This window comes from Rhodococcus sp. UYP9, from assembly GCF_040547235.1.
Taxonomy (GTDB): Bacteria; Actinomycetota; Actinomycetes; order Mycobacteriales; family Mycobacteriaceae; genus Rhodococcoides.
Window position 1 is genome coordinate 63,095 of the sequence record NZ_JBEPPH010000009.1, and the last position, 26,775, is coordinate 89,869.

The 26,775-nt window shown below is 62.2% G+C and carries 25 protein-coding genes; 16 read left to right on the forward strand and 9 right to left on the reverse strand.

Annotated elements, in window-relative coordinates; translation table 11 throughout:
• Positions 1–25: 25 nt before the first annotated feature.
• Complete coding sequence (gene speB, locus ABIB36_RS20545; RefSeq protein ID WP_354562911.1) at positions 26–976, reverse strand: agmatinase; 951 nt, start codon at positions 974–976, stop codon at positions 26–28.
• 156 nt (positions 977–1,132) lie between these two features.
• On the opposite strand from speB, the gene ABIB36_RS20550 reads away from it, so the two are divergent.
• Complete coding sequence (locus ABIB36_RS20550; protein ID WP_354562909.1) at positions 1,133–1,942, forward strand: carbon-nitrogen hydrolase family protein; 810 nt, start codon at positions 1,133–1,135, stop codon at positions 1,940–1,942.
• Positions 1,939–3,621, forward strand: coding sequence for a flavin monoamine oxidase family protein (locus tag ABIB36_RS20555; protein ID WP_354562908.1), 1,683 nt, complete (start codon positions 1,939–1,941; stop codon positions 3,619–3,621). The genes ABIB36_RS20550 and ABIB36_RS20555 overlap by 4 nt, the downstream gene beginning before the upstream one ends.
• 17 nt (positions 3,622–3,638) lie before the next feature.
• Here ABIB36_RS20555 and ABIB36_RS20560 read toward each other — a convergent pair whose 3' ends face one another.
• On the reverse strand, positions 3,639–4,118 hold the full coding sequence (locus ABIB36_RS20560) for an Lrp/AsnC family transcriptional regulator (protein WP_084347999.1): 480 nt from the start codon (positions 4,116–4,118) through the stop codon (positions 3,639–3,641).
• Positions 4,119–4,166: 48 nt separating this feature from the next.
• The gene (locus ABIB36_RS20565) at positions 4,167–5,327 is read right to left on the reverse strand and encodes an NAD(P)/FAD-dependent oxidoreductase (RefSeq protein ID WP_354562905.1); all 1,161 of its coding nucleotides are present in this window, start codon (positions 5,325–5,327) and stop codon (positions 4,167–4,169) included.
• An 84-nt stretch (positions 5,328–5,411) separates the two neighbouring features.
• On the opposite strand from ABIB36_RS20565, the gene ABIB36_RS20570 reads away from it, so the two are divergent.
• On the forward strand, positions 5,412–6,191 hold the full coding sequence (locus ABIB36_RS20570; protein ID WP_084348000.1) for a tyrosine-protein phosphatase: 780 nt from the start codon (positions 5,412–5,414) through the stop codon (positions 6,189–6,191).
• Positions 6,192–6,270: 79 nt separating this feature from the next.
• Positions 6,271–6,795, forward strand: a complete 525-nt coding sequence (locus tag ABIB36_RS20575; RefSeq protein WP_354562903.1) for a peroxiredoxin — start codon at positions 6,271–6,273, stop codon at positions 6,793–6,795.
• On the opposite strand, the gene ABIB36_RS20580 is transcribed toward ABIB36_RS20575, so the two are convergent.
• A complete protein-coding gene (locus ABIB36_RS20580; RefSeq protein ID WP_168708277.1) occupies positions 6,778–6,915 on the reverse strand; it encodes a hypothetical protein in 138 nt (45 codons plus the stop codon). The two genes, ABIB36_RS20575 and ABIB36_RS20580, sit on opposite strands and share 18 nt — an antisense overlap.
• A gap of 116 nt (positions 6,916–7,031) precedes the next feature.
• Between ABIB36_RS20580 and ABIB36_RS20585 the strand changes: the two genes are divergently transcribed.
• Positions 7,032–8,156, forward strand: a complete 1,125-nt coding sequence (locus ABIB36_RS20585; RefSeq protein ID WP_354562900.1) for a class I SAM-dependent methyltransferase — start codon at positions 7,032–7,034, stop codon at positions 8,154–8,156.
• Between the two features lie 4 nt (positions 8,157–8,160).
• Here the strand turns inward: ABIB36_RS20585 and ABIB36_RS20590 are convergent, their stop codons facing one another.
• The gene (locus ABIB36_RS20590) at positions 8,161–8,583 is read right to left on the reverse strand and encodes a hypothetical protein (protein WP_354562898.1); all 423 of its coding nucleotides are present in this window, start codon (positions 8,581–8,583) and stop codon (positions 8,161–8,163) included.
• Positions 8,584–8,771: 188 nt separating this feature from the next.
• Here ABIB36_RS20590 and ABIB36_RS20595 point away from each other — a divergent pair, with 188 nt between their 5' ends.
• Entirely contained in the window at positions 8,772–9,620 is an 849-nt protein-coding gene (locus tag ABIB36_RS20595; protein ID WP_084348004.1) for a Bax inhibitor-1/YccA family protein, read from the forward strand.
• Positions 9,621–9,695: 75 nt separating this feature from the next.
• On the opposite strand, the gene ABIB36_RS20600 is transcribed toward ABIB36_RS20595, so the two are convergent.
• Entirely contained in the window at positions 9,696–10,916 is a 1,221-nt protein-coding gene (locus tag ABIB36_RS20600; RefSeq protein ID WP_269300906.1) for an acetyl-CoA C-acetyltransferase, read from the reverse strand.
• Positions 10,917–10,985: 69 nt separating this feature from the next.
• Entirely contained in the window at positions 10,986–11,948 is a 963-nt protein-coding gene (locus ABIB36_RS20605; protein WP_084348006.1) for an SGNH/GDSL hydrolase family protein, read from the reverse strand.
• Positions 11,949–12,056: 108 nt separating this feature from the next.
• On the opposite strand from ABIB36_RS20605, the gene ABIB36_RS20610 reads away from it, so the two are divergent.
• Entirely contained in the window at positions 12,057–13,442 is a 1,386-nt protein-coding gene (locus ABIB36_RS20610; protein ID WP_084348104.1) for a cystathionine beta-synthase, read from the forward strand.
• Positions 13,443–13,500: 58 nt separating this feature from the next.
• Here the strand turns inward: ABIB36_RS20610 and ABIB36_RS20615 are convergent, their stop codons facing one another.
• Positions 13,501–14,688, reverse strand: coding sequence for an acyl-CoA dehydrogenase family protein (locus ABIB36_RS20615; RefSeq protein WP_354562893.1), 1,188 nt, complete (start codon positions 14,686–14,688; stop codon positions 13,501–13,503).
• Between the two features lie 122 nt (positions 14,689–14,810).
• On the opposite strand from ABIB36_RS20615, the gene ABIB36_RS20620 reads away from it, so the two are divergent.
• From ABIB36_RS20620 to ABIB36_RS20630, 3 genes are read left to right on the forward strand one after another with little or no spacing between them, the layout of a single operon-like run.
• Positions 14,811–16,016, forward strand: a complete 1,206-nt coding sequence (locus tag ABIB36_RS20620; protein ID WP_354562891.1) for a cystathionine gamma-synthase — start codon at positions 14,811–14,813, stop codon at positions 16,014–16,016.
• 8 nt (positions 16,017–16,024) lie between these two features.
• A complete protein-coding gene (locus ABIB36_RS20625) occupies positions 16,025–16,795 on the forward strand; it encodes a glutamate racemase (RefSeq protein ID WP_084348009.1) in 771 nt (256 codons plus the stop codon).
• A 58-nt stretch (positions 16,796–16,853) separates the two neighbouring features.
• Complete coding sequence (locus ABIB36_RS20630; RefSeq protein WP_143542183.1) at positions 16,854–18,137, forward strand: MFS transporter; 1,284 nt, start codon at positions 16,854–16,856, stop codon at positions 18,135–18,137.
• 29 nt (positions 18,138–18,166) lie between these two features.
• Here ABIB36_RS20630 and ABIB36_RS20635 read toward each other — a convergent pair whose 3' ends face one another.
• Complete coding sequence (locus ABIB36_RS20635; protein WP_084348010.1) at positions 18,167–19,222, reverse strand: ferredoxin--NADP reductase; 1,056 nt, start codon at positions 19,220–19,222, stop codon at positions 18,167–18,169.
• A 252-nt stretch (positions 19,223–19,474) separates the two neighbouring features.
• Here ABIB36_RS20635 and mdo point away from each other — a divergent pair, with 252 nt between their 5' ends.
• The 6 genes from mdo (at position 19,475) to ABIB36_RS20665 (ending at position 26,766) form a co-directional block, all read left to right on the forward strand.
• The gene (gene mdo / locus ABIB36_RS20640; RefSeq protein WP_084348011.1) at positions 19,475–20,746 is read left to right on the forward strand and encodes an NDMA-dependent methanol dehydrogenase; all 1,272 of its coding nucleotides are present in this window, start codon (positions 19,475–19,477) and stop codon (positions 20,744–20,746) included.
• A gap of 106 nt (positions 20,747–20,852) precedes the next feature.
• A complete protein-coding gene (locus ABIB36_RS20645) occupies positions 20,853–21,896 on the forward strand; it encodes a MadB family AAA-type ATPase (protein ID WP_354562886.1) in 1,044 nt (347 codons plus the stop codon).
• Entirely contained in the window at positions 21,893–23,410 is a 1,518-nt protein-coding gene (gene madC, locus ABIB36_RS20650) for a MadC family VWA domain-containing protein (RefSeq protein ID WP_084348013.1), read from the forward strand. Before ABIB36_RS20645 ends, madC begins: the two co-directional genes overlap by 4 nt.
• A gap of 148 nt (positions 23,411–23,558) precedes the next feature.
• Positions 23,559–24,776, forward strand: a complete 1,218-nt coding sequence (locus ABIB36_RS20655; protein WP_084348014.1) for an iron-containing alcohol dehydrogenase — start codon at positions 23,559–23,561, stop codon at positions 24,774–24,776.
• On the forward strand, positions 24,773–26,119 hold the full coding sequence (locus ABIB36_RS20660; RefSeq protein WP_354562883.1) for a MadS family sensor histidine kinase: 1,347 nt from the start codon (positions 24,773–24,775) through the stop codon (positions 26,117–26,119). Before ABIB36_RS20655 ends, ABIB36_RS20660 begins: the two co-directional genes overlap by 4 nt.
• A complete protein-coding gene (locus ABIB36_RS20665; protein ID WP_084348016.1) occupies positions 26,116–26,766 on the forward strand; it encodes a MadR family response regulator transcription factor in 651 nt (216 codons plus the stop codon). The genes ABIB36_RS20660 and ABIB36_RS20665 overlap by 4 nt, the downstream gene beginning before the upstream one ends.
• The last annotated feature ends 9 nt before the right edge of the window (positions 26,767–26,775 follow it).

Genomic DNA, 26,775 nt, shown 5'->3' on the forward strand with positions numbered 1-26,775 from the left:
CTCATCGTATGCGCCTGGGGAGGCACTATCGATTCAGTGCCAGAACGGACAACAGTTCGTAGGCGACGTGTGCTGCTGCGATACCGGTGATCTCGGCGTGGTCGTAGGCAGGGGCGACCTCCACGATGTCTGCACCCACCACGTTCAGTCCTACGAGTCCACGCAACGTGTTCAACAGTTCTCGTGAGGTCATGCCCCCGGCCTCCGGGGTACCAGTTCCCGGTGCATGAGCCGGATCGAGCACATCGATGTCCACCGAGACGTACACCGGGCCGCCGTCGAGTCGCTGCCGCATCCGCTCGACGATGCTCGCGACCCCATCGACCTCGTAGTCATCCGACCGGATCACCTGGAATCCGAGAACACGGTCGTCCTCGAGGTCTTGCTCGGTGTAGAGCGGCCCACGGATACCGATGTGCTGGGAGCGTTCGAGGTCGATGAGCCCTTCCTCGCTCGCGCGGCGAAACGGAGTTCCGTGGGTGTACGGGGCGCCGAAGTAGGTGTCCCACGTATCGAGGTGAGCATCGAAATGGAGCACGGCGACAGGTCCGTGATCGCGGGCGAGCGAACGCAGGATCGGCAGAGCGATCGTATGATCACCTCCGAGGGTCAGCACCGAAGAACCGTCCGCGCGGAGATCGGTCACCGCCGCCTCCACCGAATTCAGCGCCTCGGCGATATCGAACGGGTTGATGCCGATATCCCCGAAATCGGCGACCTGTTGTTCGGCGAACGGTGAGACTTTCAACGCTGGGTTGTACGGCCGAAGCAATTTCGATGCAGCGCGAATGTGACCGGGGCCGAAGCGCGCCCCCGGTCGATAACTGACCCCCGAATCGAACGGAACCCCGAGGATCGTGACGTCCGCTCGAGAGACTTCGTCGAGCCTGGGTAGCCGCGCGAACGTCGTCGGCTCTGCGAACCGCGGGACCTTTCTCGCGTCGACCGGTCCGATCGGTGGCGTTTCGCTGCTCATAGGAAGCGCTTTCTGATAGTCCTTCAGGTACATCCAGCGTCGTTGGTCGGATAATTGTCGATAGCGCTATGTTGCCCGGCCGTGCCTCGTTGGCGCACGATTATCGAACAAGCGCGCCTGCCGGCCGTACGCGAAACCTGCGGAAAGGACCAGCCGATGACTACCGCGGTACGAGTGTCGCTGTTTCAAGGCCCCGAACTGGCAGGCGACGTCGAGGCCAACCTCGCTGCCGTATCGCGCGCGGCCACTGCCGCGGCGGACGCAGGAGCGTCGATGCTCGTCACTCCCGAGATGTCGGCGACAGGCTACGACGTCGGACGTCTCGTAGAAGAACGTGCCGAGGCGCCGGACGGGCCGATCTTCGATGCCGTCGCCGAGATCGCCCGACGCTCCGGTCTCGTTGTGGTGTACGGGTATCCGGAGCGGAGCGCGGCAGGAATCTACGATTCGGTACAGGTAGTGGGTAGCGACGGATCAACCATGGCTCGGTATCGCAAGACGCATCTGTTCGGAGAGCTCGATCGTGGGCACTTCGTTCCAGGCGGCGAACTGGTCGTGCAGTTTCACTTCGGCGGGTTGACCTGCGGACTTCTGACCTGCTACGACGTCGAATTTCCTGAAGCAGTTCGTGCACACGCTGATGCAGGAACCGAATGGTTGATCGTCCCGACTGGGCTGATGCACCCGTTCGACATGGTTGCCACACATGTCGTACCTACTCGGGCCTATGAAAGTCAGCTGTTCCTCACCTACGTGAATCGGTGTGGAATCGAGGGCGATCTGCAGTACTGCGGTCTCACCTGTGCCATAGCGCCCGACGGATCCGAACTCGGCCGTGCCGGCCGCGGGGAGGCGCTTGTCACGGTCGATATCGATCCCGGTGTACGTGCCACGTCGCGGGAGATCAATACCCACCTGGGCGATCGGAGACACGACCTCTACCAGGATGGGAAGAGTGGCAGGTGAGCACCCCCGTCAGCCCGGACAGCACCGCCGAAGACGACCACGAGTTGCCGCTGACCATGTTCGGTCCGGACTTTCCGTTTGCGTACGACGACTATCTGTCCCACCCGCACGGACTCGGCTCGGTGCCCGAATCGGCATACGGAACCGAGGTAGCAGTGATCGGTGGCGGTCTCGCGGGCATGGTCGCCGCGTACGAACTGATGAGAATCGGACTGAAACCGATTGTCTACGAGTCGGATCAGATCGGCGGTCGTATGCGGTCGGTGAAGTTCGAAGGCCACCACGGAGTGGTGGCCGAAATGGGCGCAATGCGATTTCCTCCTTCGTCGACTGCGCTGTTCCACTATCTGGATGCAATGGGTCTGCACACCGAGCCGTTCCCCAATCCGCTTGCCGAGGTCACCCCGAGCACCGTGATCGACCTCAAGGGTGTCAGTTACTACGCGCGCAGTCTCGACGATCTGCCCTCGGTGTTCGGCGAGGTTGCGCGAGCCTGGCAGCGCACTCTGGAGCAGTATGCCGAACTGGTTCCCCTCCAGCGGGCGATTCGGGCGCGGGACACCCACGAGATCAAGCGGCTGTGGAACGAGATCGTAGTGCGGTTGGACGATCAGACATTCTACGGTTTTCTGGCCGAGTCCGAGCACTTCGGATCCTTCCGTCTGCGAGAACTGTTCGGGCAGGTCGGTTTCGGCACCGGCGGGTGGGACACCGACTACCCCAACTCCATCCTGGAAATCCTTCGGGTCGTGGTGACCGCAGCGGACGACCACCATCGCGGCATCGTCGGTGGCGCTCAACAATTACCCCAACGACTGTGGACAAACGCAGCACACTCAGCACACTGGTCGGTGGGCACCACGGTCGCGTCGCTGAACGGAGAGACGCCGAGTCCGCGGGTGACCGAATTACGACGCGTCGCCGGTGCGGTGGTGGTGCACGACAGCGAAGGGGGAGTCCGGGCCTACGAGTCGACAGTGGTGACCGCTCAGTCGTGGATGTTGCTGAGCAACATCGAATGTGACGACGATCTGCTTCCCATCGACCATTGGACGGCCGTCGAGCGGACGCACTACATGGGTTCGACCAAGGTGTTCGTGCTCGTGGACCGCCCGTTCTGGAAGGACAAGGACCCGCTCACCGGCCGCGACATCGTCAGTATGACGCTGACGGATCGGATGAGTCGGGGGACGTATCTGCTCGATCAGGGGGAGGGCAAACCGGGCTTGATCTGCCTCTCGTACACGTGGTCGGATGATTCCCTGAAGTTGTTGGCGCTGGGCCCGGTCGAGCGGATGAACATCATGCTTCGTTCCCTGGAGGGCATCTACCCGGGCGTCGACTTCCGAAGTCACATCATCGGAGATCCCGTCACTTTGTCGTGGGAGACCGAGCGGGACTTCATGGGAGCCTTCAAGGCCAATCTGCCTGGCCACTATCGCTATCAGGAGCGATTGTTCTCGCATTTCGTTCAGGACGATTTCGATGAGCGGCATCGTGGAATCTTTTTGGCCGGAGACGACATTTCGTGGACCGCGGGGTGGGCGGAAGGTGCGATCCAGACGGCACTCAATGCGGTGTGGGGAGTGGTGCATCATCTCGGCGGTGGAACAGCGAAAACAAATCCGGGCCCGGGAGATGTGTTCGGTAGTATTGCGCCACTTCGATTGGGGGACTGAGAGATAGGGGGAAGTGCTCAGCTGCGCGGCGTGGTGGCGGCGCGATTCAGTAGAGGCCGGGTGCGATACGGAATCAGTTCGCTCATTGCGATGGACATGTTGGTGCGTTCCACTCCCGGAATCTTCAGTATCAGTCCGGCGACGCGGTACAGATCATCGGCATCGACCGCGGCTATTCGAATGTGCATGTCCGAGGCGCCCGACAGTCCGAAGACCTCGAGTACCTCCTCGATGGTGCGGAGATGATCGGTGACCTCGGCGAGTTTGTGCTGATCGACACGGGTGGTCACGAAAGCCTGCAATGCGTACCCGAGACTTCTCGGACGCACCCGATGATCGATGGAGGTGAGAGCGTCCTTCTCTTCCCAGCGAGTCAACCGAGCTTGCACAGTGTTCCGTGAGATTCCTAGATCTCCCGCAAGTTCTACGCCTGTGGCGCGTGGACGATCGCACAACGCGAGCAACAAACGGGCATCCGTTCTGTCCAGATCGGTCATGCAGTCCACGATATGCGGAGTCCACGGCGTAGGCGCCGAAAGGAGCGCTCAGGCATCGATTGGGGCAGCGAAGTCGCGACCAGGGGCGAGATCCGCTGCGGCCAGACCGCGATCGACGACGTCGGACGGCAGATCCGCCCCTCTGACCAGTGCAGCTCCGACACGCGAGAGGGCCGAACACGTCTGGATGCCGTAACCGCCCTGTCCCGCACACCAGAAGAAACCGTCGACCCGCGGGTCGAATCCGACTACCGGCGTCCGATCCGAGACGAAGGTCCGAAGGCCGGCCCAGGACGATCGCACGTGGCGGGTCGTCAGCGTCGTCGTCTCGTGTATGGCGTCGAGGGCACGAGCGATTTCGAGATCGTCGGGCCGTGCATCGCTGGGTTCCACCGGTGTCTCATCGGCGGGCGAGCAGAGCAGTTGATCACCCTCGGGCTTGATATAGAAGGACTCGTCGATGTCGCTGAGCGTGGGGAGCGCGTTCGTATCCAGCTCTTCCGGGGCGCCGATCATGAAGATCGTTCGACGTAGCGGCCGTAGTCCCGATCGCTGCGCTCCGGCAAGAATGGCGACCGAATCTGCCCAGGCTCCAGCAGCATTCACGACGACCTCGGCCCGACGTACTGTCCCGTCGCGCGAAGTCACGTGCCAGATCCCTTCCCGGCGTTGCAGGTTCACGACGCCGCTGTCGGTCTCGACATGGCCACCGCGCTTGCGCAGTCCGCGGAGAAAACCCTGGTGCAGGGCGTGCACGTCGATCTCCATCGAACCAGGCTCGTGGAGTGCGAGATCGATGTGATCGGACCGTAGCGGTGGGAACAGATCATGGGCGTCACGAGAAGAAACGAGTTGCGCGTTCGGTGTCAGCGATCGGACTTGTTCGAACATGGACTCGAGGACCGCACCGCGCCCGCGGGCAGCGAACTGCAGTAACGAACGAGGAGAAAGCAGTTCACTTTCGAAATGCACCGGTGGTTCGAGGAGGAAAGCTCTGCTCGCACTCGTCAACGCTCGAATCGTCTTGTTGCCGTAGGTTTCGAGGAACAATGCGGCCGAACGTCCAGTGGTATGGAAAGCAAGCGTCGACTCCTGCTCGAGAAGGCACACCGTACGGTCGGACGCGAGTTCATAGCCGATCGATACGCCTCCGATACCGCCCCCGATGATGATTACCTCGTAGGTCCGGACTTCGAAGTTCGATGCCATACCTGCTGACGCTACCGCCCGACCGAGTTCCACGTCCGGACTGCGAGAATGTGACCGGTCCGAGGCATTGGTTATGGTCGTGGAATGCGAGAAGCGAGCACAAACGATCAGTTTCAGCTGTCGGGCGCATGGAACTTTCGGGACGTCGGCGGGGCACGGACAGCAGACGGCCTCGAAGTGCGTCGCGGATTGCTCTACCGGTCGTCGGAACTGACTCGGCTCGATGCTCGAGGACACGAAGAGCTGACCCGGCTCGGGGTAAGGCAGGTCTTCGACCTGCGGGGTGAGACGGAGATCGAGAGAAGCGGAACCGACCGCGTTCCAGGCAACGTTCGTGTGTACAACGTTCCCTACGACAACCACAAGGGCGAAAAGGCCCCACATGAGTCGAGAATCACTGCGAGCGAGGACGCCCAACTCGACTACATGATGCGCGCCTATACCTCCTATGCGTCACTCGAGGGCGCTCGTATCGCCATACGGAGCGTCGTCACGGCGCTGGGGACCGGCGAAGGACCGGTGTTGGTGCATTGTGCGGCAGGCAAGGATCGGGCTGGTTGGACTATTGCGACGGTGCTTCGCGCTGCCGGAGTCGAAGACACGCACATCGTTGCCGACTACCTACGCAGCAATGCCGCCGTCGATTCCCTACGTGCTCACGTGCTGGCGAGTGTGGCAGCTCACGAAGGCAGTGCGCCGATCGAACTGTCCGATGCTCTTCTCGGGGTGACAGAGCGGTACTACCGGCACGGACTGGAGGCCGTCGAGCAAGTGCACGGATCTTTCGATGGATACCTCGACGCGATCGGAATCGACGGAGACGACCTCCTCAGGCTCCGATCGACGTTGCTCGTCGGAGCTTGAAGGCAGTTTCAACGCGCTCGAATTGAAATTTGTACTGCTTCTCGACCGATGTGCAGGGAGGTCACGTAGCCTCGTTGTCATGCGTACTGGCGATATCGCGCCGGATTTTCGACTCCCCGACCATCTGGGGAACGTCCGGAGCCTGAGTAAACTGCTGGTCGACGGCCCGGTGGTGCTTTTCTTCTACCCGGCTGCCACCAGCCCCGTATGCACCGCAGAGGCGTGTCATTTCAGAGATCTCAGGGGTGCATTCGAGTCGTTCGGCGCTCAGCGAGTCGGAATCAGCACCGACACCACCGGTAAACAGTCGCACTTTGCGCTGCAACGCTCGTTCGACTATCCAATGCTCGCCGATACCGACGGCGCGGTGGCCGAGCAATTCGGGGTGCGTCGCGGAGGGCCACTCGCAAGGCTGAGACGAAGGAAGGACATCGGTCGGGGTAGGTCACACTCGGCGCGATTTTCGATGATCCGTCAGTTGCTGTCGGTCAAGCGGACAACATTTGTTATCGACACGAATCAGGTGGTCAGGCTGGTGGTCAGGAGCGAACGCTCACATGTCCACGCTGACAAGTCCTTGGACTATCTACGCTATTTGTCCTGACGGGGTCTCGCCGCTGAACAGGGTGGTGTAGACAGCAGGCTTCTTGTTTTCGGCAGGTGCATCATCCGACGCGTCTTCCACGTGGCTGAACAGCGCTTCGATCTTTTTCGGTTGTTCCATTCGACGAGCATGCTCCCGATCCGCCGAAAATGCCATTCGGGCGCGCTGATGACGTGTCGAAATTATTGACGTTCAACGTGTTTGGATATGCATTCCAGGGGTGAAACACTGGTCGGATGCACGAATTGGAATCCGTCCTCGCCGGACTACGGCGATTTCCCGACACCGAAGCGCCCAACCTCTTTGCCGTAGACCCCACCGATCGTCTGTTGCTCGACTCGGTACCTGCTGCGCTGCCGGTGGGCCCTGGCGTGCAGATTGCGGTTGTCGGTGACCGCTACGGCGCCCTGACTCTCGGCGCCGCTGTGCAGTTCGGGGCCACCGGAATTCGAGTACATCAGGACTCGTCGACCAGTGAGGCAGCCTTGGCACGTAATGCCGCAGCGGTAGGACTGTCGGAGGTGTACGGCAACTTCTCGCTGGGTGAGGACCTCCTGCAGACTGCTGACGTCGTCCTGTTGCAACTGCCCCGCAGCGTCGCCGAGCTGACCGAGGTGATCGAAGTCATCGCCGCATACGCGCCGAACGAGGTGCTGGTCCTTGCCGGTGGTCGCGACAAACACATGTTCCCGGCGATGAACGACATTCTGCGGAAGAATTTCGAGACATTCAGCGCGGGACGGGGTAGGCAGAAGTCGCGGGTGTTGTCCGCGGCGACACCGATTCGTTCGACGTCGCGTACGTACCCGGTCACTCAGACATTGGAAGACGTCGGCTTGACGGTGGTTGCCCACGGTGCTGTGTTCGCCGGGTCAACACTCGACATCGGAACACGTTTCCTTCTCGAGCACGAGAGAAAAATGAAACGCGATGCGCAAGTTGTCGTCGATCTCGGTTGTGGCACAGGAATTGTCGCGTGCATGCTCGCGCGTGAGCGCGAGGGAGTTCGCGTGCTGGCCACCGATCGCTCGACGGCGGCCGTCGATTCCGCCCGCGCGACGGCCGAGGCGAACGGCCTTGCCGTGGAGGTCCTTCGGGACGACGCCATGGCTACGCTGGAAGACGATTCGGTAGACCTCATCGTATGCAACCCGCCCTTTCACGAGGGCGCGGCAGTGCACACCGGTGGGGCCGAGAAGCTCTTCGCCGCAGCCGGTCGGGTTCTGCGGCCCGGCGGTGAATTGTGGACCGTATACAACTGGCACTTGAACTATCGGGCTGCGCTCGCGAAGGCTGTCGGGCCGACCGAGGTGAAGGGAAAGAACAAAAAGTTCACCGTCACACGGTCGACCGTCGCCTGATCGGCTAGGTGACGGGGCCGCCGTCTTCGGGGGTCCCGTCGATCTGTCCGCGATTACGCCCGAGATCCTCGATCAAGGTTCCTTCGACGATCTCGGCCTGTCGCTGACCGTCCGCGTAGTCGATATCGGGATCCTCGTCCGATTCGAGGATCACATGGTCGACCAGTTCCTCGGTCAACTCTGCGTCGGGAGTTTCGGCAACCGAACGTGCCTCGGATTCCAGTGCGATGTCCGGTTCTTCTTCGGACAACTTCTCCTCCAAGCTTTCACCTTCGAGAGCTTCTTCGGCGGTGGTCCCGAACTTGTCTGCCTCGCTCCAGTGGTCCGGTGCGTCCACGACCGTATCGCCGTCGTCGTTGCGCAGTTCGTCAGAGTCCAAGCTTTCGCTCTGATCGAGGGTCTGTCCGGGTCCGTCTTCGATGCTCATGCACTCCATACTGCACGGCTGAATTTGCCGCTTGTGCGAGCGGCCCACCGTGCGGGCCGGTAAAGTCCGAATTGTCCGAACGTATCGGGTCCGACTGGGAACTTTTGTCCGGATGTGGAACGTTCTTCATATAAGTGCCCGGGGATTTCCTCGCGGTCTGCTCGATACGACGAAGGGAAAGAGACACGGTGCGCACCTCCAGCAACCCGGTGTTCCGCAACCTGCCCAAGCAGGAGGGCGGCGGATACGCCACTTTCGGCACTGCGACGGCTGGTGCCTCGCAGGCCACACAGCAGTTCGGGCAGCCGGGTACGCAGCCTGAGCCGTACCGGACGGGTCCCACCACGCGGGCGATGACGATCGACGATGTCGTCACCAAGACGGGCATCACACTCGGTGTGCTGTCGATCACCGCGATCATCTCGTACCTGCTCGTCGACAGCAACACCGACCTGGCCGCACCGTTCGTCATCGGTGGCGGACTCGTCGGCCTCGGTCTCGTGTTGTTCGCGACGTTCGGCCGCAAAATGGACAACAAGGCGATAGTGCTGGCCTACGCGGTAGCCGAGGGTTTCTTCCTGGGTGCGTTGTCCTTCATGTTCACGAGCATCGAATTCGGGGGTGTGGGCGGTAGCACTCTCATCGCCCAGGCGGTCCTCGGCACGTTCGGCGTCTTCTTCGGCATGTTGGTGGTCTACAAGACCGGCGCTATCCGGGTCACCCCGCGATTGACGCGGATGATCGTCGGCGCTCTCATCGGCGTCGTAGTGCTGGCGCTGGGCAACCTGGTGGCGAGCTTCTTCACCGCAGGCGGACTGGGTCTGCGCGACGGTGGCACTGTTGCCATCATCTTCAGCCTCGTCTGCATCGGTATTGCGGCGTTCAGCTTCCTGCTCGATTTCGATCAGGCCGATCAGTTGATCCGCGCACAGGCTCCCGAGAAGGCAGCGTGGGGTGTTGCTCTCGGATTGACCATCACCTTGGTCTGGCTCTACGTCGAAATCTTGCGTCTGTTGAGCTACTTCAACAACGACTAGTGCTCATGAGAAAGGCCCCGCACTCCACTGGAGTGCGGGGCCTTTCTCATGTAAGTGGAAACCGGGACGTCTCGATCAGCTGAGGCGTTCGAGAACCATCGCCATTCCCATGCCGCCGCCGACACACATGGTCTCGACGCCGAATGTCTTGTCCTGCGTCTTCAGGTTGTTCAGCAGCGTCGTGGTGATGCGAGCACCGGTCATCCCGAAGGGGTGTCCGATGGCGATAGCGCCACCGGAGATGTTGAGCTTGTCGTGATCGATGCCGAGATCGCGCGCGGATCCGAGAACCTGGACCGCGAACGCCTCGTTGATCTCGAAGAGGTCGATGTCGGAGATCGACATTCCGGCGATCGAGAGCGCCTTGCGGGTGGCTTCGATCGGGCCGAGACCCATGATCTCGGGCGAGGTACCGGTGACACCCGTGGAAACGATGCGTGCGAGCGGCGTCAGGCCGAGCGCCTTTGCCTTCGTATCACTCATGATCACCAGTGCGGCCGCACCATCGTTGAGCGGGCAAGCATTGCCTGCGGTGATGGTTCCGTTCGGACGGAATACCGGCTTGAGCTGACTGATCTTCTCGTAGGTCGTACCTGCACGCGGGCCGTCGTCCGTCGAGACGACGGTGCCGTCGGGCAGCGTGACGGGGGTGATTTCACGCTCGAAGAAGCCGCTGGCGATGGCTTCCTCGGCACGATTCTGGCTTCGCACGCCCCAGTGATCCTGATCCTCGCGGCTGATGCCGGTGACGAGCGCAACGTTCTCGGCGGTCTGGCCCATCGCGATGTACGCGTCGGGGAGGTCGCCGTTCTCGCGGGGATCGGTCCAGCTGTCCGCGCCCTCTTCCTGCGCCTTCTTGGTGCGTGCCTCGGCATCGGCGAAGAGCGGGTTGTGGCTCTGCGGAAGAGAATCGGAGTTGCCGTGAACGAAGCTCGAAACACTCTCGACGCCTGCAGAGATGAAGACATCTCCTTCGCCGGCCTTGATCGCGTGCATGGCCATGCGAGTGGTCTGCAGCGAAGAAGAACAGTAGCGGGTGATGGTCGTACCGGGCAGCGAGTCGTAACCGAGAAGAACAGCGACGATCCGCGCGAGGTTGTTGCCCTGCATTCCGCCGGGAAGGCCACAGCCGAGGAGCAGGTCATCGATGTCGGTCGGGTCGAGCTCGGGAACCTTGGCGAGTGCTGCGGCCACCATCTGCACGGTCAAGTCATCGGAACGAATGTCCTTGAGCGAGCCCTTCATCGCGCGGCCGATAGGTGAACGAGCGGTACTGACGATTACTGCCTCTGGCATGAAATCTCCTTTGTTGGCTGCTGACTGCGAGAACTGCGCAAGCAGGCATTGGATGCTTCGAACATATCGCTAGCCGTTCTGTGCCTCTATTTCGGCACCTCGACGGCGCAGAAACCTTTCGATCGACGCGGTTGCCCGAGGCCCGAACCTGCGAGACTCTACTGCCGCGGATACCTCGGGGAGCTGGGGTAGTGGTCCGCCGTGCCATTCGCCGAGCGCGGCCGCCAGGACAGGAAGCAACTGACGTGCCGCGAGTTCGTAACCCGCCGCCGACGGGTGGAAACGATCGGCCGAGAACATGGTCTCCGGCGCGGCAAGAAACTCCGGCGCGAGCAGATCTGCCAAAGCGACGGGATGACCGCCGGCAGAGAGGGTAGCCGCGCTCTGTGCGCGAGCGAGTCGAAGGCCCCAGTTCCGCACGACGGTGCGCAGCGGTTGCGGAATGGCTGTGACGACTCCCAGGTCTGGACACGTCCCCACCACCACCACAGTTCCCTGCGCGGTCAGGCGTCCCACGGCGTCGCCGAGTCGCGTCGCCGAGGCGCTGATCGAGAACTTCTTGGTGACATCGTTGGCGCCGATGAGAATGACAACGGCGTCGGGCGCAGGACCGGCGACGAACATCGCGTCGACCTGACCTTCGAGGCCTTTCGATGTTGCACCCGCAAGTGCTTTGGTACTCAGTCTTATTCGTTTGTCCGTCTCCTCGGCCAAACCGCGGGCCACGAGGACACCGGGCACCTCCTCCGCGACGGCGCACCCGACGCCTGCAGCAGTGGAGTCGCCGAAGACCATCAGGTGAATATCGGCCGAAATTCCGGGCCGCCAGCGCTGCGGGGTCGGTGATGCTGCGGTGTAGACGCCGTCGGCCTCGGGAGGTTTGGTCATGGTTCTCCCGATGACGCCTCGCGCGGAACTCGCCTGGGACATCAGAGCTTTGTACGCAGCCCAGGATGCGGTGCCGGCGGAGGAGCCTGCCAATACGGTCGCGGCCCCTGCTTTGGCGGCGGTTTGCCATCGATTCACAGGCACTCGAGGTCCTTTTCTTTCTGCGCCATGCCGTCCATCGTATGCAACGAACCACACGTGCCTCGGTGGTACCGAGAAGCCGCCCGTGGTGGCGTCTGGGAAGATAGAGATATGCGCATTGCTCAGCACGTCACCGAACTGATCGGCAACACTCCGTTGGTCAAGCTCTCCTCCGTTGTCGGCGGCAACGCGGGGACGGTTGCAGCCAAGATCGAATACCTCAACCCCGGTGGTTCGTCGAAGGACCGCATCGCAGTCAAGATGATCGACGCGGCAGAAGCGTCAGGCGAATTGAAGCCGGGCGGCACCATCATCGAGCCCACGTCCGGCAACACCGGCATCGGCCTCGCTCTCGTTGCTCAGCAACGTGGATACAAGTGCGTGTTCGTCTGCCCGGACAAGGTCGGCGAAGAAAAACGCAACGTCCTGCGCGCCTACGGCGCCGAGGTCGTGGTCTGCCCGACCGCCGTCGCACCCGAGGACCCGAACAGCTACTACAGCGTCTCCGACCGTCTCGTGCAGGAAATCGACGGCGGCTGGAAGCCGAATCAGTACGCAAACCCTGCCGGCCCGCAGTCTCACTACGAGACCACCGGACCCGAGATCTGGGCCGATACAGACGGCAAGATCACTCACTTCGTTGCGGGAGTAGGTACCGGCGGCACCATCTCCGGAACAGGCAAGTACCTCAAGGAGATGTCCGGCGGCAAGGTCAAGGTCGTCGGCGTCGACCCTGAAGGGTCGGTCTACTCCGGCGGTACCGGCCGTCCGTACCTCGTCGAGGGCGTGGGCGAGGACTTCTGGCCGACCGCGTACGACCCGTCGATCCCCGACGAAATCATCGCGGTATCCGATGCGGACTCGTTCGACATGACACGACGGTTGGCTCGGGAAGAGGGCCTGCTGGTCGGCGGATCCTGCGGCATGGCAGTGGTAGCTGCGATCAAGGTTGCCGAGCGTGAAGGCCCCGATGCGCTCGTCGTCGTGCTGTTGCCCGATGGTGGCCGCGGTTACCTGGCAAAGATCTTCAACGACGACTGGATGTCTTCCTACGGGTTCCTGCGCTCACGTCTCGACGGCAAGACCGATGAACCGTCGGTCGGCGATGTCCTGCGCGGCAAGTCCGGTGCGCTACCGGCCCTGGTACACACGCATCCGTCCGAGACCGTCCGCGACGCCATCGAAATTCTCCGTGAATACGGTGTCTCGCAGATGCCCGTCGTCGGCGCCGAGCCGCCCGTCATGGCCGGCGAGGTTGCAGGCAGCGTCACCGAACGCGATCTGCTCAGTGCAGTTTTCGAAGGACGCGCGACACTCGCCGACCCGGTGGCCAAGCATATGAGCGAGCCGTTCCCGCTCATCGGAGCAGGCGAGCACGTATCCGACGCGACGAAGGCGTTGGGGGAGACCGATGCCCTCATGGTGGTCGAAGAAGGCAAGCCGGTCGGCGTCATCACCCGCCACGATCTTCTCGGATTCCTCAGCAAGGGTGCCTAGCCCCACGTGAGTGGAATTTCCCGACTAGGGCAGATTCCACTCACGTGTGCCCGAGCGCCTATCGGACCGCGCTCGACCCGGTCAGCGCCTGGCCCACCACCAACTGATGAACCTCGGAAGTGCCCTCGTAGGTGAGGACGGACTCGAGGTTGTTGGCGTGCCGTAGCACCGGGTACTCCAGCGTGATTCCGTTGGCGCCCAAAATCGTTCGACATTCGCGGGCGATCTTGATCGCCTCTCGCACGTTGTTGAGTTTACCGACCGATACTTGCTCACCGCGCAGTTCGCCCTTGTCCTTCAGGCGCCCGAGGTGGAGTGCGAGGAGCTGACCCTTGCCGAGCTCCAGGGCCATGTTCGCAAGCTTGGCCTGGGTCAGCTGGTAGGCGGCCAGGGGCTTGTCGAACACCTCTCGGGTTTGGGCATACTCGATCGCCGATTCCATGCAATCGCGCGCCGCTCCCATCGCGCCGAAAATGATGCCGAAGCGTGCCTCGTTGAGGCACCCGAGCGGGCCGCTGAGCCCGCGGGCCTCGGGGAGCATCGCGTCGTTGGGAAGCCTGACGTCCTCGAGCACGAGTTCACCGGTGATGGACGCGCGAAGCGACAATTTGTTCTTCACGGTGTTCGCGGTGAAGCCGGGAGTGTCCGTCGGTACGACGAAACCGCGAATCTTGTCATCGGTCTGTGCCCAGACGACTGCGACATCGGCGATCGGGCCGTTGGTGATCCACATCTTGCTGCCGTTGAGGATCCAGTCGTTACCGTCTTTTTTCGCTCTGGTCCTCATGCCGCTGGGGTTCGAGCCGAAGTCCGCCTCGGTCAACCCGAAGCAACCGATGCTCGACCCCTCGGCCATCGACGGGAGCCACTGCTGCTTCTGCTCCTCGGAGCCGAACTTCCAGATCGCGAACATCGCCAGCGAACCTTGCACAGAGACAAGGCTGCGAATCCCGGAGTCCATCGCTTCGAGTTCCATACAGGCCAATCCGTATGCAGTCGCTGAGGTTCCAGCGCAGCCGTAGCCCTCCAGGTGCATCCCGAGCAAGCCGAGTGCGCCCAGTTCCTTGGCAAGCTCGCGAGCGGGGACAGTGCCCGCCTCGTACCATTCCGCCAAGTGCGGGCGGATGCGCTCGTTGCCCAACTTGCGGACCGTCTCGCGAATCTGACGTTCTTCGGAGTCCAGGAGAGAATCGAGCGCGAACAGTTCTTCGACGCTCTGCGAGCTGTGGGGTGTCGAGTCGGCCACGATGTGCCTCGTTTCTTCCGGCGGTGTTCTCCGCTGGCTTGGATGAGTGTTGCCGCCGAAAATTTCGTGCGGCTGAGTCTCCCGCAGGCTACCCATTTCCTGCACCTATTAGTCTGGAAGCCATGAGTGAGCAGCGCAGCAAGGCAGACAGCACGTCCGGGAGTGGAGCCAGCGGAACGACCCAGGGTGATACACAGGGGTTTTCCACCAAGGCGGTGCACGCGGGGTACGAGCCCGATCCGTTGACCGGCGCGGTCAACGTGCCGATCTATGCAAGTTCGACGTTCGCTCAGGACGGCGTCGGCGGCATGCGCAGTGGGTTCGAGTACGCCCGTACCGGAAACCCGACGCGTCGTCCGCTCGAAGCCAACCTTGCCGCGATCGAATCCGGCACCTACGGCAGAGCGTTCTCGTCGGGCATGGCGGCCACGGACTGCCTCCTTCGTGCGACCCTGCGACCAGGTGACCACCTCGTCATCCCCAACGACGCTTACGGCGGCACCTTCCGCCTGATCGACAAGGTCTTCACTCAGTGGGGTATCGAGTACTCTGTCGCCGCGGTGTCCGATGTCGACGCCGTTCGTCAGGCGATCCGGCCGAACACCAAGCTGGTGTGGGTCGAGACGCCGACCAACCCGCTGCTCAACATCGGTGACATCGAGGCACTCGCAGAGGTCGCTCACGGCTCGAACGCGAAGTTGGTCGTGGACAATACTTTCGCCTCGCCCTACTTGCAGCAGCCGCTTGCGCTCGGTGCAGACGTCGTGCTGCATTCGACGACGAAGTACATCGGCGGACACTCCGACGTCGTCGGCGGGGCACTTATCACCGATGACGAAGAGCTCGACGCGGCCTTCGCGTTTCTGCAGAACGGGGCCGGTGGAGTGCCGGGACCGTTCGACGCGTTTCTGACTCTGCGCGGCATCAAGACGCTGGCGTTGCGAATGGAGCGTCACAGCGACAATGCCGAAACGCTCGTCGAGATGCTGAACAGTCACCCGGCGATCTCACAGGTCATTTACCCGGGACTGGCGGAACACCCTTCGCATCATGTTGCGGCAAAGCAGATGCGACGCTTCGGCGGCATGATTTCGGTGCTGCTCGGTGGCGGTCGGCAGGCGGCGCTCGACTTCTGTGCTCGCACCGAGATCTTCACCCTCGCGGAGTCCCTCGGTGGTGTCGAATCACTCATCGAACACCCCGGAGCGATGACTCACGCATCGACGGCAGGGTCGCTGCTCGAGGTTCCCGATAATCTCGTTCGCTTGTCGGTAGGTATCGAAGACGCCGCTGATCTCCTCGGCGATCTCGAGCAGGCGCTGGGCTGACACACACAGTGATAGTCGGACTGATCGACTCGGGGCTCGGCTTGCTGCCGACGGCTGCACGCTTGAGGGAGCTGCGTCCCGAGCTAGATCTGATTCTGCTGATGGATCCCGACGGGGCCCCGTGGGGCCCGAAGCCGGATGCGTGGGTGATCGATCGCGTGGTGACCGCTGCCGATCGCGCCGTGTCATCGGGAGCCGAGGTGATCGTATTGCCGTGCAACACCGCGAGCGTGACGGCCTTGGCGCATGTGCGACGCCACCTCGGTGACGCGATTCCGGTGATCGGCACTGTCCCAGCGATCAAACCCGCTGCGGCAACCAGCGATCGGATCGCGGTCTGGGCAACGGCTGCAACGACTGCCAGTCCGTATCAAGCGCGCTTGATAGCGGAGTTCGCGACAGGCCGGTCCGTCACTTCGGTCGCGTGTCACGGTCTCGCGGATTCCATCGACCGGGGCGACACGGAGGCGATCTCGGCGGCGATTCGAATTGCGGTCGCTGCCACGCCGGCAGATGTCGATGCCGTCGTTCTCGGTTGTACGCACTATCCGTTGGTATCGAACGAGATCACTGCTCTGTTGCCGGACAACGTGCTCCTGTTCGACAGCGCAGAAGCCGTTGCGCGGCAGACACTTCGGCGGATCGACGCGGCGGGCGAGATTTCTGCCGGATCGAGTGAGCTGACAGTGTTCCTCAGCGGCCGGGCAGGGGAGCTTCCGGCCAGTGCGCTTGCGCACCGCGAGGGCCGGTTATTGAGCGAACAGTCGGTCCACCAGTGAGCGAGCGGGCCGCACTTTCGGCACCGGAGACCAAGCAGGTATACCGTTAGTTAAAGCAATGATCATAGCTTTAGCGGAAGTAGGGACCTACGTGGTCAACGTCGAGTCGGACATCGCCCTTCCCCCTCGAGGACGGACACCGCGTCGACTGCCCCACGGTGTCGCGTTCTGGGTCGTAGGTCTGACCTACCTCGTAACCATGGCGACGTCGGCAGCACCGTCCCCGCTCTACCCGATCTATCAGAGCAACTGGGGCTTCTCCTCGACGACATTGACCATCGTTTTCGCGGTCTACGCGTTGGCGCTGCTCGCAGCTTTGCTCACCGTCGGGGGTCTGTCCGATCATGTAGGGCGGAAGCCGATCCTGGTGGGTTCGGTCGCTCTCCTGGTGGTCAGCCTGCTGCTCTTCATCGTGGCCGACGGCGTTGCAGGCCTGATCGCCGCGCGCATCGTGCAAGGACTCGCCGCGGGTGCCGCAATCGGCGCGATGAATGCAGCAGTAGTCGATCTCCAGCCGTCGAACACCGCTGGTCCGCTCGTGAACAGCGTCGCACCCTCACTGGGTTTGGCCTCGGGCGCGCTCGGCGCCGGATTGCTGGTGCAACTCGCCCCGGCCCCGACGGTCCTCGTGTACGCCATGCTCATCGGAGCGCTGGTAGTTCTCACTGTCGCCCTTGCGTTCCTACCCGAAACGTCCGCGCTTCGAGGAGTCGACTCGAAGCGGCATCTTGCACGTTTGGTGCTCCCGCGGATGGCGGTACCAGCCGACATCAGGACACCATTCTTGCTGATAGTCCCCGCCCTCGTCGCAACGTGGTCCTTGGGCGGATTTCATCTTTCCCTCGGTTCGTCGATCATCCGGTCGGTCTTCGGAATCGACAATCACATCATCGGCGGACTCGAAAGCTTCGCGCTCTTCTTTTCCGGATCCCTGGCCGCCGCGTTCGTGCGACATCGCACACCGCGCACCGTCATGATCGCCGGTGCCCTCGTCCTGGCAACCGGCGTGGCAATTTCTCTTGTCGCAGTGAGCACGTCGATAGTCGGGCTCTACTTCATCGGCACCGCCGTCGCAGGTGCAGGGTGGGGCAGCGCGTTTCTCGGAGCCATGCGCACGCTCGGCGCAATCGTCCCCGCAGCCGATCGTGGAAGCATGTTCGCCACGACCTTCGCCATCAGCTACTTGGCATTCAGTCTGCCCGCCGTCGTAGGAGGATTTGCCGTACACCTCTTCGGATTGGAGCAGACCGCCCTCGCGTACGGCGGATTCGTGATCCTGCTGGCCATGATCTCGGCCGTCGGATTCGGCATCACATCACGGCGCGAAAGCGGGCCTCGGTAGTTTCCCCAGCACTGACATTTCTACCGGCGTCAGAACTCGATTTTCAGGTTGTCGCTGACCGGGTGAGCTTGGCAGCCGAGGATCAAGCCCTCGGCTATGTCGTCGTCGTCGAGGACTTCGCAATTGTCCATCGTCACTTCGCCGACGGAGAGGGTGCACGCGCAGGATCCGCATTCGCCCTCTCTGCAGGAGTACGGGACGTCGAGTCCGCCGGCCAGCATCACGTCCACGAGTGTCTGTTTCCGTGGCCACGAGAGAGTGTGGGTCTCGCCGTCGAGTTCGACCTCGACGGTGGCAGCCGAAGCAGTGTCGTCGTCGGTCAGTTCGATCTCGGGGGCGTCGGTGAACGGGTCCCCGGCAAGGGAGAGGAACACCTCGCTGTGCACGTTCTCGCGGGGGAACCCGCCCGAGGAGAGTGCCTTGTGCACCGCGTCCATGAAGGGCGCGGGTCCACACATGAACGCGCGGTACTCGCGGAACGGTGCTGCGAATGTTGCGAGTTGATCGACCGTCGGAATGCCCTGCAGTGATTCGAGCCAGTGCAAGACGACGAGTCGGCGGGGATATTCGGTTGCGAGAGCGCGAAGTTCTTCGGCAAAGATGACCGAGTCCCCATCGCGATTGGCGTAGAAGAGGAACACCTTGCCGGTGCCCTCTCCCAGCGCGGACTTCAGAATCGAAATCACCGGCGTGATGCCCGATCCTGCGCCGAACAGTAGGAAGTCATCGTCCAGATCGGCCGGGGTGAACCGTCCCGACGGCGGGAGCACCTCGATGGTGTCGCCGGCCTTCACGTTGTCGCATACCCAGTTGGATCCGTAGCCGTCGGACGTGCGCTTGATCGTCACCTTGGGGCGAGCGTCGCGGTGCGGCGAGCTCGCCAAGGAGTAGCACCGGGCGACAGAGCCGGTCCGGTCGCTCGGAATACGCAGCGTGAGGAACTGCCCGGGCTTGTAGGTGAATTTGTCTTTGGCGTCTTCGGGGATATCGAAGACGATCGACCGGGCGTCGGCTGATTCTTCGATTACATCCGCCACCGTGAGCAGTACGGATCTGGAGCCGTGGGGCACATCGACTGTCGTCATTCGGTGGTGTCCTCTCGATCAATTGTAACGTGTTCTAGTTTAGCCATCTCGCTCCCTTGTGTCGATTTTCCACTCTCGCCTGATCGGCCATGCAGCACCCCTACCTGCCCGATCGGATAGTTCACAATCGGCGAAGGCAGGGTTCGCATCGGTATCTGTTCACAGAGTGCCTCCGAGCGGACAGAGTTGTCATCAGTGAGACGCCGATCACAGTCGGTGTCCACGCAATCCATACACACCGAGGAGATACCGATGGCAATCGAGCTCAACCAGATCTGGGAGTTTCCGATCAAGGAATTCCACCCACTGCCCCGCGCCAAGCTGGGAGTCGGTGCCCACGACATGCTCGGTGTCGAGGCCAAGGAACTCGGATTCAAGCGCGCATTGCTCGTCACCACCGGACTTCGCGGATCCGGAATCATCGAGGAACTGATCGGCAAGATCGAGTACCAGGGCGTCGAGGTTGTTCTCTACGACAAGATCGAGAGTAACCCCAAGGACTACAACGTCATGGACGGTGCCGCTCTCTACCAGAAGGAAAAATGCGACAGCGTCATCTCAGTAGGTGGCGGCTCCAGCCACGACGCGGCCAAGGGCATCCGCGTCGTCGTCGCTCATGACGGCCGAAACATCAACGAATTCGAGGGATTCTCCAAGTCCACAAATAAGCAGAATCCGCCGCATATCGCCGTATCCACCACGGCCGGAACCGGTTCGGAGACTTCCTGGGCCTACGTGATCACCGATACCTCCAACATGGACAAGCCGCACAAGTGGCTTGCCTTCGACGAGGCGTCGACTCCGACTTTGGCACTCGATGATCCGCTCCTGTACTACACCTGCCCGCAACAGTGGACGGCATTCTGCGGATTCGACGTCCTCGCCCACGGAGCCGAGCCGTACGTGTCGCGTCTGGACTTCGCGCCCTCGCTGGGTAATGCCATTTACTCGATCGGCTTGGTGTCCAAGCATCTTCGCGAGGCTGTGTACGACCCGGGCAACCTGAAGGCTCGCGAGGGCATGATGAACGCCCAGTACATTGCGACTCAGGCGTTCAACTCTGGCGGCCTCGGCGTCATCCACTCCATCTCGCATGCCATCAGCGCCTTCTACGACAGCGCACATGGACTGAACAACGCCATCGCCCTGCCTCGGGTGTGGGAGTACAACCTGCCCTCTCGCTACAAGCGCTACGCCGAAATTGCCGTAGCCATGGGCGTCGACACCAAGAACATGACCACGGTTCAGGCCGCCGATGCCGCTGTCGAGGCCGCGATTCGACTCGCCAAGGATGTCGGTATCCCCGACAACTTCGGCTCCATCAGATCGGCAACCTACGGCAAGAACCGGATGAACACCGGCAAATACGCAGGCAAGGGCGACGTGATCAAGGGCGACGAGAAGTCGGTACTCAAGATCTCCGAGCACGTCCAGGACGATTGGTGCACACCGGGCAATCCGCGGGAAGTGACCGTCGAGTCCATGCTCCCGGTGATCTCACACGCCATCAACGAGTCCTACTAGTCGGCAGTCACCAACGTGCTGTCGGCGTGGTCGGGTGCACCCACGCGCACCCGACCATGCCGACAGGAACACGGTCGCTCGGGCCACATCTACGAGAAGGACACCAATGACAAGGTTGTCGACAGTGCATAACGACGACGACGAGGGGACCGTCCGATTCGTCGACGCGACGGATCTACAACGAGCATTGGGCGAGCAGAACTACATCGCCGATGACGATCTCGCCACCGTAGTTCATCTGGCGACTGTCTTGGATCGTCCATTGCTGCTGGAAGGCCCAGCGGGCGTGGGAAAGACGGAATTGGCGAAGTCGCTCGCGGCGGCCAGCGGCCGCAAGCTCGTACGGCTTCAATGCTACGAGGGCCTCGATGACAACCGAGCCCTGTACGAATGGGATTATGCCAAGCAACTCTTGCACGTGCAGATGCTGCGGGAGCATATCGGCGCGCTGACCGAACACATCACCGACATCGATGAAGCATCGAAGTTGCTGGCGGCCAAAGACTTCGGTCTGTATTCCGAGGCGTTCCTCGCGGTTCGGCCGTTGCTCGAATCCGTGCTGTCCGAGGAACCGGTGGTACTCCTGGTCGACGAGGTCGACCGCACCGAGGAATCCATGGAAGCGTTGCTGCTCGAAGTTCTGGCCGAAAAACAGGTCACCATTCCCGAAGTGGGCACATTCACCGCCCGCAGTGACCCGTGGGTCATATTGACCTCCAACGATACTCGCGAACTATCCTCTGCACTCAAGCGCCGCTGCTTGCACTTTCATCTCGACTACCCGACGCCGCAGCGAGAACGGGAGATCGTCACGGCCCGTGCTCCCGAAGTGCCGGTGAAGGTTGCCGCCGACGTCGTGGCCTTGGCCGCCGAGCTGCGCGAACTCCCGTTGCGGAAGAGCCCCTCCATCTCGGAGGTCATCGACGCCGCTCGGATAGCAGCCGTTCTCGGTCATACCGAAGAAACCAAGAAGTACCTGCTCGCCGCTCTCGTCAAATATTCCTCCGATATGAAACTGGCGCTCGCAGGGGCTGTGCCGGACAAGCTCACGGCTGCTGAGAGCTCACTCGGAGCACCGATGAATACCACCGCCTCCGCTTTCCGTGGCCATGGTGGCCGCGAAAAGGGCGGCATCGGGATACGAAAATGACTGATGCACCGACGTTTTCACCGTCGATCGTGTTGGATGTGCTGTCGGCGGTGTTCGGACGTACGTTGCGAGTCCACGGTGTCGCCTCCTCTCCGGCCGAAGTGATCGAAGTTCGACGCGTTCTCGGTCTGATCGGAGCCCGCGACCTTACGGTTCTACGTGCGGCTCTTCGGGCTACGTGTGCAAAGTATGCGCACGAGCAGGATGGTTTCGATCGGGCGTTCGATTCGCTGTTCCTCGTTGCCCTTCAGTCCGCGACGGAGTCCGCCCGGCAAGCGTTGGGTGCGCAGGTGGCCGGCGGCTTGCCCAGTGATCTCGACGTCGGCGCGGATCAGGAAGCGGCGAAGTACGCGGAGTACAACGAGCGAGCAGTGGAAATCGGTGACCTCCTCGACGCCCCGGAAGCCGACAAGGGCTTCAACCCGCACAAGGACGATGACGACATCAGCCTGTCCTCCGAGGATCACGACCTTTCGGTCGACACCGACGGTGACATGGGCAGAAGAGGAGTGACGTACACCGTCGATCTCGAGCGCTCTGGATCGACTGCCGCGGGGGAGTTGGCGTCGAGTACGAGCGGTGCCGTGGCAGGGACGCTCAGTTGGGACGATCCGGCGAGCATTCTGGCGTGGTTCGACGCCTACGACCCGCGCAGCGTGTACGGCGACGGTACCGATTCGGGCCCGTTGTCGGCGGCTCAACTCGACCGAATCACCGACGCTGTCGAAGCATTCGTAGCTGCGCTTGCCGAGCTGACCGGGACCCTCTCCACACCGGACCCGTTGGACGTCGCTGATCGTGCCACCGAGCGTCACGCCGAGATCGATCGGGCAAGCCACGAAGTGTTGCGCCGGATGCGAGGCAAGCCACGTCCGAGGCCGCGGGAACACTCGCGTGGGCCCCTCGACATGCGTCGGACGGTTCGAGCGAGTCTGGGGACCGATGGCATTCCGTTTCACTTGGTGACCAGAACGCCGGTGGCGGACAAGGTCCGGCTGTTGGTTCTGGCAGATGTGTCGCTATCTGTCCGGCCGATCACGGCCTTTACGCTGCGGCTCGCGCAAGCCATGCACAGGAGGGCCCATCGGTGCACAGTGATGGGTTTCGTCGACTCGCCGGTAGATGTGACCACCACACTTCTCGGTAGCACCGGCGACGGTGCATTGGCAGCAGTGTTGGCCGACGAGCGTCTCGATCTCGAGGCGAGCAGCGATTACGGTAAGACGTTTGCAAATCTGCTCGACGAGTACGGCGATGTTCTGAACAAGCGCACCGCTGTCATCATCGTCGGAGACGGCCGGTGCAACGGTCGACCACCGGGGATCGACCAACTCGAGAAGATCCGTTCGAAGGTGCACCGGTTGGCGTGGATCACTCCGGAATCACGACGCTACTGGGATCAAGCGTCCTGCTCGATGGGAGAGTACGAGCGGATTTGCGATCACGTGGTCGTCGCCCGTGACGGTCAGCAGCTGACTGCTCAGGCTGCAGAGTTGGGACATGCGCTCTCCTGACCGGTGAAAGCCCGTGACCTACCCGATCGGGCAGGTCACGACCCCTCCTCGCGCCCGTGGGGATGATGCTCTCCGACTCGTATGGTTGTAACGTGCATCACATACGATCCGAACACGGCTACGACAGGCATTGCAGAGGCGAGAACCGATGATCGAAGTGGCAGCGACAGGCCAGGCGCTGCACGATCTGCATTCACATCGCAGTGCGGTGGAAACACCGAGAGTCCTCAAGTTTCATGCCCCCGAGATCGTGTTCGGTCAGGGTTCATTGGGTGAAGTTGCACATTCGGCACTCCGCTTGGGCGCAAGGCGGCCGATGGTGGTCACCGACGCCGGGCTCATCGAGACAGGCTGGGTTGCCCAGCTGATCCAATCACTCGAAGACCAGGGCCTCGAACCGACTACCTGGAGCGCTCTGACGCCGAATCCCAAGGACGTCGAGATCGAAGCAGGACACGCCTCGTATCAGGAGTCCGAATGTGACGTCCTGGTGGCCATCGGGGGTGGTTCGGTCATGGATGCGGCCAAAGGAATCGCAGTTCTCGCAGGTAACGGTGGATCGATACTCGATTACGAAGGAGTGGATCGAGCCACCCGCCCGATCCCGCCGCTCGTGATGGTCCCCACGACGTCGGGTACCGGGGCCGACGTCTCGCAGTTCTGCATCGTCACCGATACTGCACGGTCGAGAAAGATCACCATCCTCGGCCGCGGGTTGGTTCCGGACATCACCGTCATCGATCCTCGTCTGTTGACCACGATGCCCGAATGGCTCAACGCAGCAACAGGTTTGGATGCGTTGACGCACGGCATCGAGGCTTTCGTCTCGCTCGGTCACAATCAACTCACCGATCATCACGCGCTGCGGGCGGTCACCATGGTCACCTCGCATCTCGCTCGTACGATGGACGTTCCGTCGGACATCGTTGCCCGGACGTCGATGGCACAGGCGAGTCTCGAAGCGGGACTGGCGTTCACCAATGCCATTCTCGGCGCGACACATGCGATGAGTCATCAAGTCGGTGGGCTACTGGACCTCCCGCACGGGGTCATCAATGGAGTCCTTCTCCCGCACGTCATCAGGTTCAACGCCGAGGCGGATCCGCTTCCATATGTGGCGATCGCAACAAGCCTCGGACTCGAAGAGGCACGCGGTCCTGCGGAAGAGGCCGCCTTGGCGGTCGCAGCGCGAGTGGAGCGATTGGCGCGGCAAGTCGGGGTTCCCAAAGGCCTCGGCGACATCGGGGTGAGCGAGCACGATATCGACGTGCTCGCAACCAACGCCCTACGCGATGCATGTATGTCGACCAACCCGCGCCCGGCCACCCACCATGAGATGGCTGAACTGTTCAGGGCAGCGCTGTGACGGCCTCGCAGCCCGATCTCTCGCTACTGACAGGCCTGAGGTCAGGCAAGAACACGTTCTACCCGCAGTATCGCGGTGCGGCAGAGCGACTGGAGCGGGTGGTCCACGCCTTGGAACTGATCTCGCGCGCGCTCGTGCGCACCGTCGACGGCCCGGAAACTCTCATCTGCGCCGTCGCCGAGGCAGCCAGGGCGCATCTGAGCGCGCAATGGGTTGTCTTCGCACTCGCCGACGGAGCATTGGGCGACGCCGGCCCGCGTCGACTCGTTCTCGGCCCTGACGCCACCCCATTTCTCGTCGACAACGTAGAAGGCCCACCGCTGCCCGAGGACGTCGTCGAGTGCCTGGAGTCGATCAGGCTCGCGACGATCGGCGACGGGCGCGACCCCGTCATCGCGGCCCATCACGCATTCGTTCCCATCGCGCTCGACGGTGGCGTCGTCGGCGCTTTTGCGGCATGGACACCCGACCACCGTGTACTCGACGCGACCGACTCGGCCGTTTTGAGCATTCTGGCGAGTCAAACTGCTGTTGCACTGCAGAACTCGGCGCTCTACCAGAGCCGAAGAGTCCTCCTCGAGCGCGCCGAGAGCGCCTACGCCGAGGCGCACCGGACAGCAGCCGATCTCGCGATCCGCAACGCTGAACTCGAAGCGACGCAACGCCAACTGGGCGCAGCTCATCGCCATCAGGTTCTCGACGACGAGCGTCATCGTATCGCCCGAGAACTACATGACAGTGTGACGCAGGCGGTGCTGTCGGCCGGTATGCAAATCGAATTGTGCCGCAACGATATTCCAGCCGACGAGCGTAGAGAGCGACTCGACCTGGCGAAGGAGTTGACCAGACGGGCCGTCGAACAACTGCGTTCGGCGATCTATGCGCTCAACCACGCGCAGGACGCCGACCGCACCTCGCTGCCGGAGATGCTCGAACAACTCTCGATCGTGCGCATGCCGGACGAATTGCGGGTGTCGTTGCGGATAGAAGGTACCCCCATCGAACTCAGTAGCGAGTGCGAGCACGGACTGCTGCGCATCGCGGGAGAGGCGTTGTTCAACACAGCCGTCCACGCTGGTGCGACGCGGGCGACGCTGCGTTTGGCCTACCGTGAAGATCACGTGCAACTGTCCGTCGCAGATGACGGCCACGGCGATCCCGCGCACCTCCGTCTGATGCTTCGGATGGCGGAGAACAACGACGTCGACGGCAGACACCGTGGCCTGGCAAACATGGCCGCGCGGGCGCGTGAGCACGGTGGCGCACTCGAAATCCGTAGGGCCCGAATCGGCGGTGTGCGCGTATCTGCGCGGATCCCGTACGAGAGAGTGAGCAACCCGTGACCGTCCATACCGACGTCGTTCGTATCGTGCTGGTCGACGATCACGCCATTCTGCGCGACGGCCTCAGATCCGTGTTGGAACGCGAACCGGATCTGACCATCGTCGGAGAAGCGTCGTCGAGGGGTGAAGGTCTGGCGGTGGTGGATCGGGTCGAACCGGACATCGTGCTGATGGACCTGAAATTGTCGGCGAGTTCGGACTACGAGGGCCTTGCGCTGTGTGCGCAACTGTCGGGCGCGCACCCCGGCATCGGTCTCCTGGTGCTGACCACATTTCTCGACGACCGACTGGTCGTGGAGGCAGTGCACGCGGGCGCGCGTGGATATGTTGTCAAAGACGTCGACACCACCGAGCTAGTTCGTGCCATCCGCGCGGTGTCACGAGGTGAGAGTGCGTTCGATTCCCGGAGTGCGTCTGCAGTTGTTCGATCTCTCAACGGGCAAGGCTCGAGCGTCGAGAGACTGACCGATCGTGAACTGGAGGTGCTGCGTCTACTTGCAACTGGACTGTCCAACAACAGTATCGGCACAAAGCTGTTCATCTCGGCGACAACGGTCAAATTTCACGTCAGCAACCTGATGCGCAAACTCGGTGTCAGCCGTCGCGCCGAGGCGGTCTATGCCGCGAGCAAGCAAGGGCTGATCTGAGGTTTCGGT

Coding starts and splice junctions, on each gene's coding strand:
- speB (WP_354562911.1), bottom strand. CDS start 976: ATGAGCAGCGAAACGCCACCGATCGGACCGGTCGACGCGAGAAAGGTC.
- ABIB36_RS20550 (WP_354562909.1), top strand. CDS start 1,133: ATGACTACCGCGGTACGAGTGTCGCTGTTTCAAGGCCCCGAACTGGCA.
- ABIB36_RS20560 (WP_084347999.1), bottom strand. CDS start 4,118: ATGACCGATCTGGACAGAACGGATGCCCGTTTGTTGCTCGCGTTGTGC.
- ABIB36_RS20565 (WP_354562905.1), bottom strand. CDS start 5,327: ATGGCATCGAACTTCGAAGTCCGGACCTACGAGGTAATCATCATCGGG.
- ABIB36_RS20570 (WP_084348000.1), top strand. CDS start 5,412: ATGCGAGAAGCGAGCACAAACGATCAGTTTCAGCTGTCGGGCGCATGG.
- ABIB36_RS20575 (WP_354562903.1), top strand. CDS start 6,271: ATGCGTACTGGCGATATCGCGCCGGATTTTCGACTCCCCGACCATCTG.
- ABIB36_RS20580 (WP_168708277.1), bottom strand. CDS start 6,915: ATGGAACAACCGAAAAAGATCGAAGCGCTGTTCAGCCACGTGGAAGAC.
- ABIB36_RS20585 (WP_354562900.1), top strand. CDS start 7,032: ATGCACGAATTGGAATCCGTCCTCGCCGGACTACGGCGATTTCCCGAC.
- ABIB36_RS20590 (WP_354562898.1), bottom strand. CDS start 8,583: ATGAGCATCGAAGACGGACCCGGACAGACCCTCGATCAGAGCGAAAGC.
- ABIB36_RS20600 (WP_269300906.1), bottom strand. CDS start 10,916: ATGCCAGAGGCAGTAATCGTCAGTACCGCTCGTTCACCTATCGGCCGC.
- ABIB36_RS20610 (WP_084348104.1), top strand. CDS start 12,057: ATGCGCATTGCTCAGCACGTCACCGAACTGATCGGCAACACTCCGTTG.
- ABIB36_RS20620 (WP_354562891.1), top strand. CDS start 14,811: ATGAGTGAGCAGCGCAGCAAGGCAGACAGCACGTCCGGGAGTGGAGCC.
- ABIB36_RS20630 (WP_143542183.1), top strand. CDS start 16,854: ATGATCATAGCTTTAGCGGAAGTAGGGACCTACGTGGTCAACGTCGAG.
- ABIB36_RS20635 (WP_084348010.1), bottom strand. CDS start 19,222: ATGACGACAGTCGATGTGCCCCACGGCTCCAGATCCGTACTGCTCACG.
- mdo (WP_084348011.1), top strand. CDS start 19,475: ATGGCAATCGAGCTCAACCAGATCTGGGAGTTTCCGATCAAGGAATTC.
- ABIB36_RS20645 (WP_354562886.1), top strand. CDS start 20,853: ATGACAAGGTTGTCGACAGTGCATAACGACGACGACGAGGGGACCGTC.
- madC (WP_084348013.1), top strand. CDS start 21,893: ATGACTGATGCACCGACGTTTTCACCGTCGATCGTGTTGGATGTGCTG.
- ABIB36_RS20655 (WP_084348014.1), top strand. CDS start 23,559: ATGATCGAAGTGGCAGCGACAGGCCAGGCGCTGCACGATCTGCATTCA.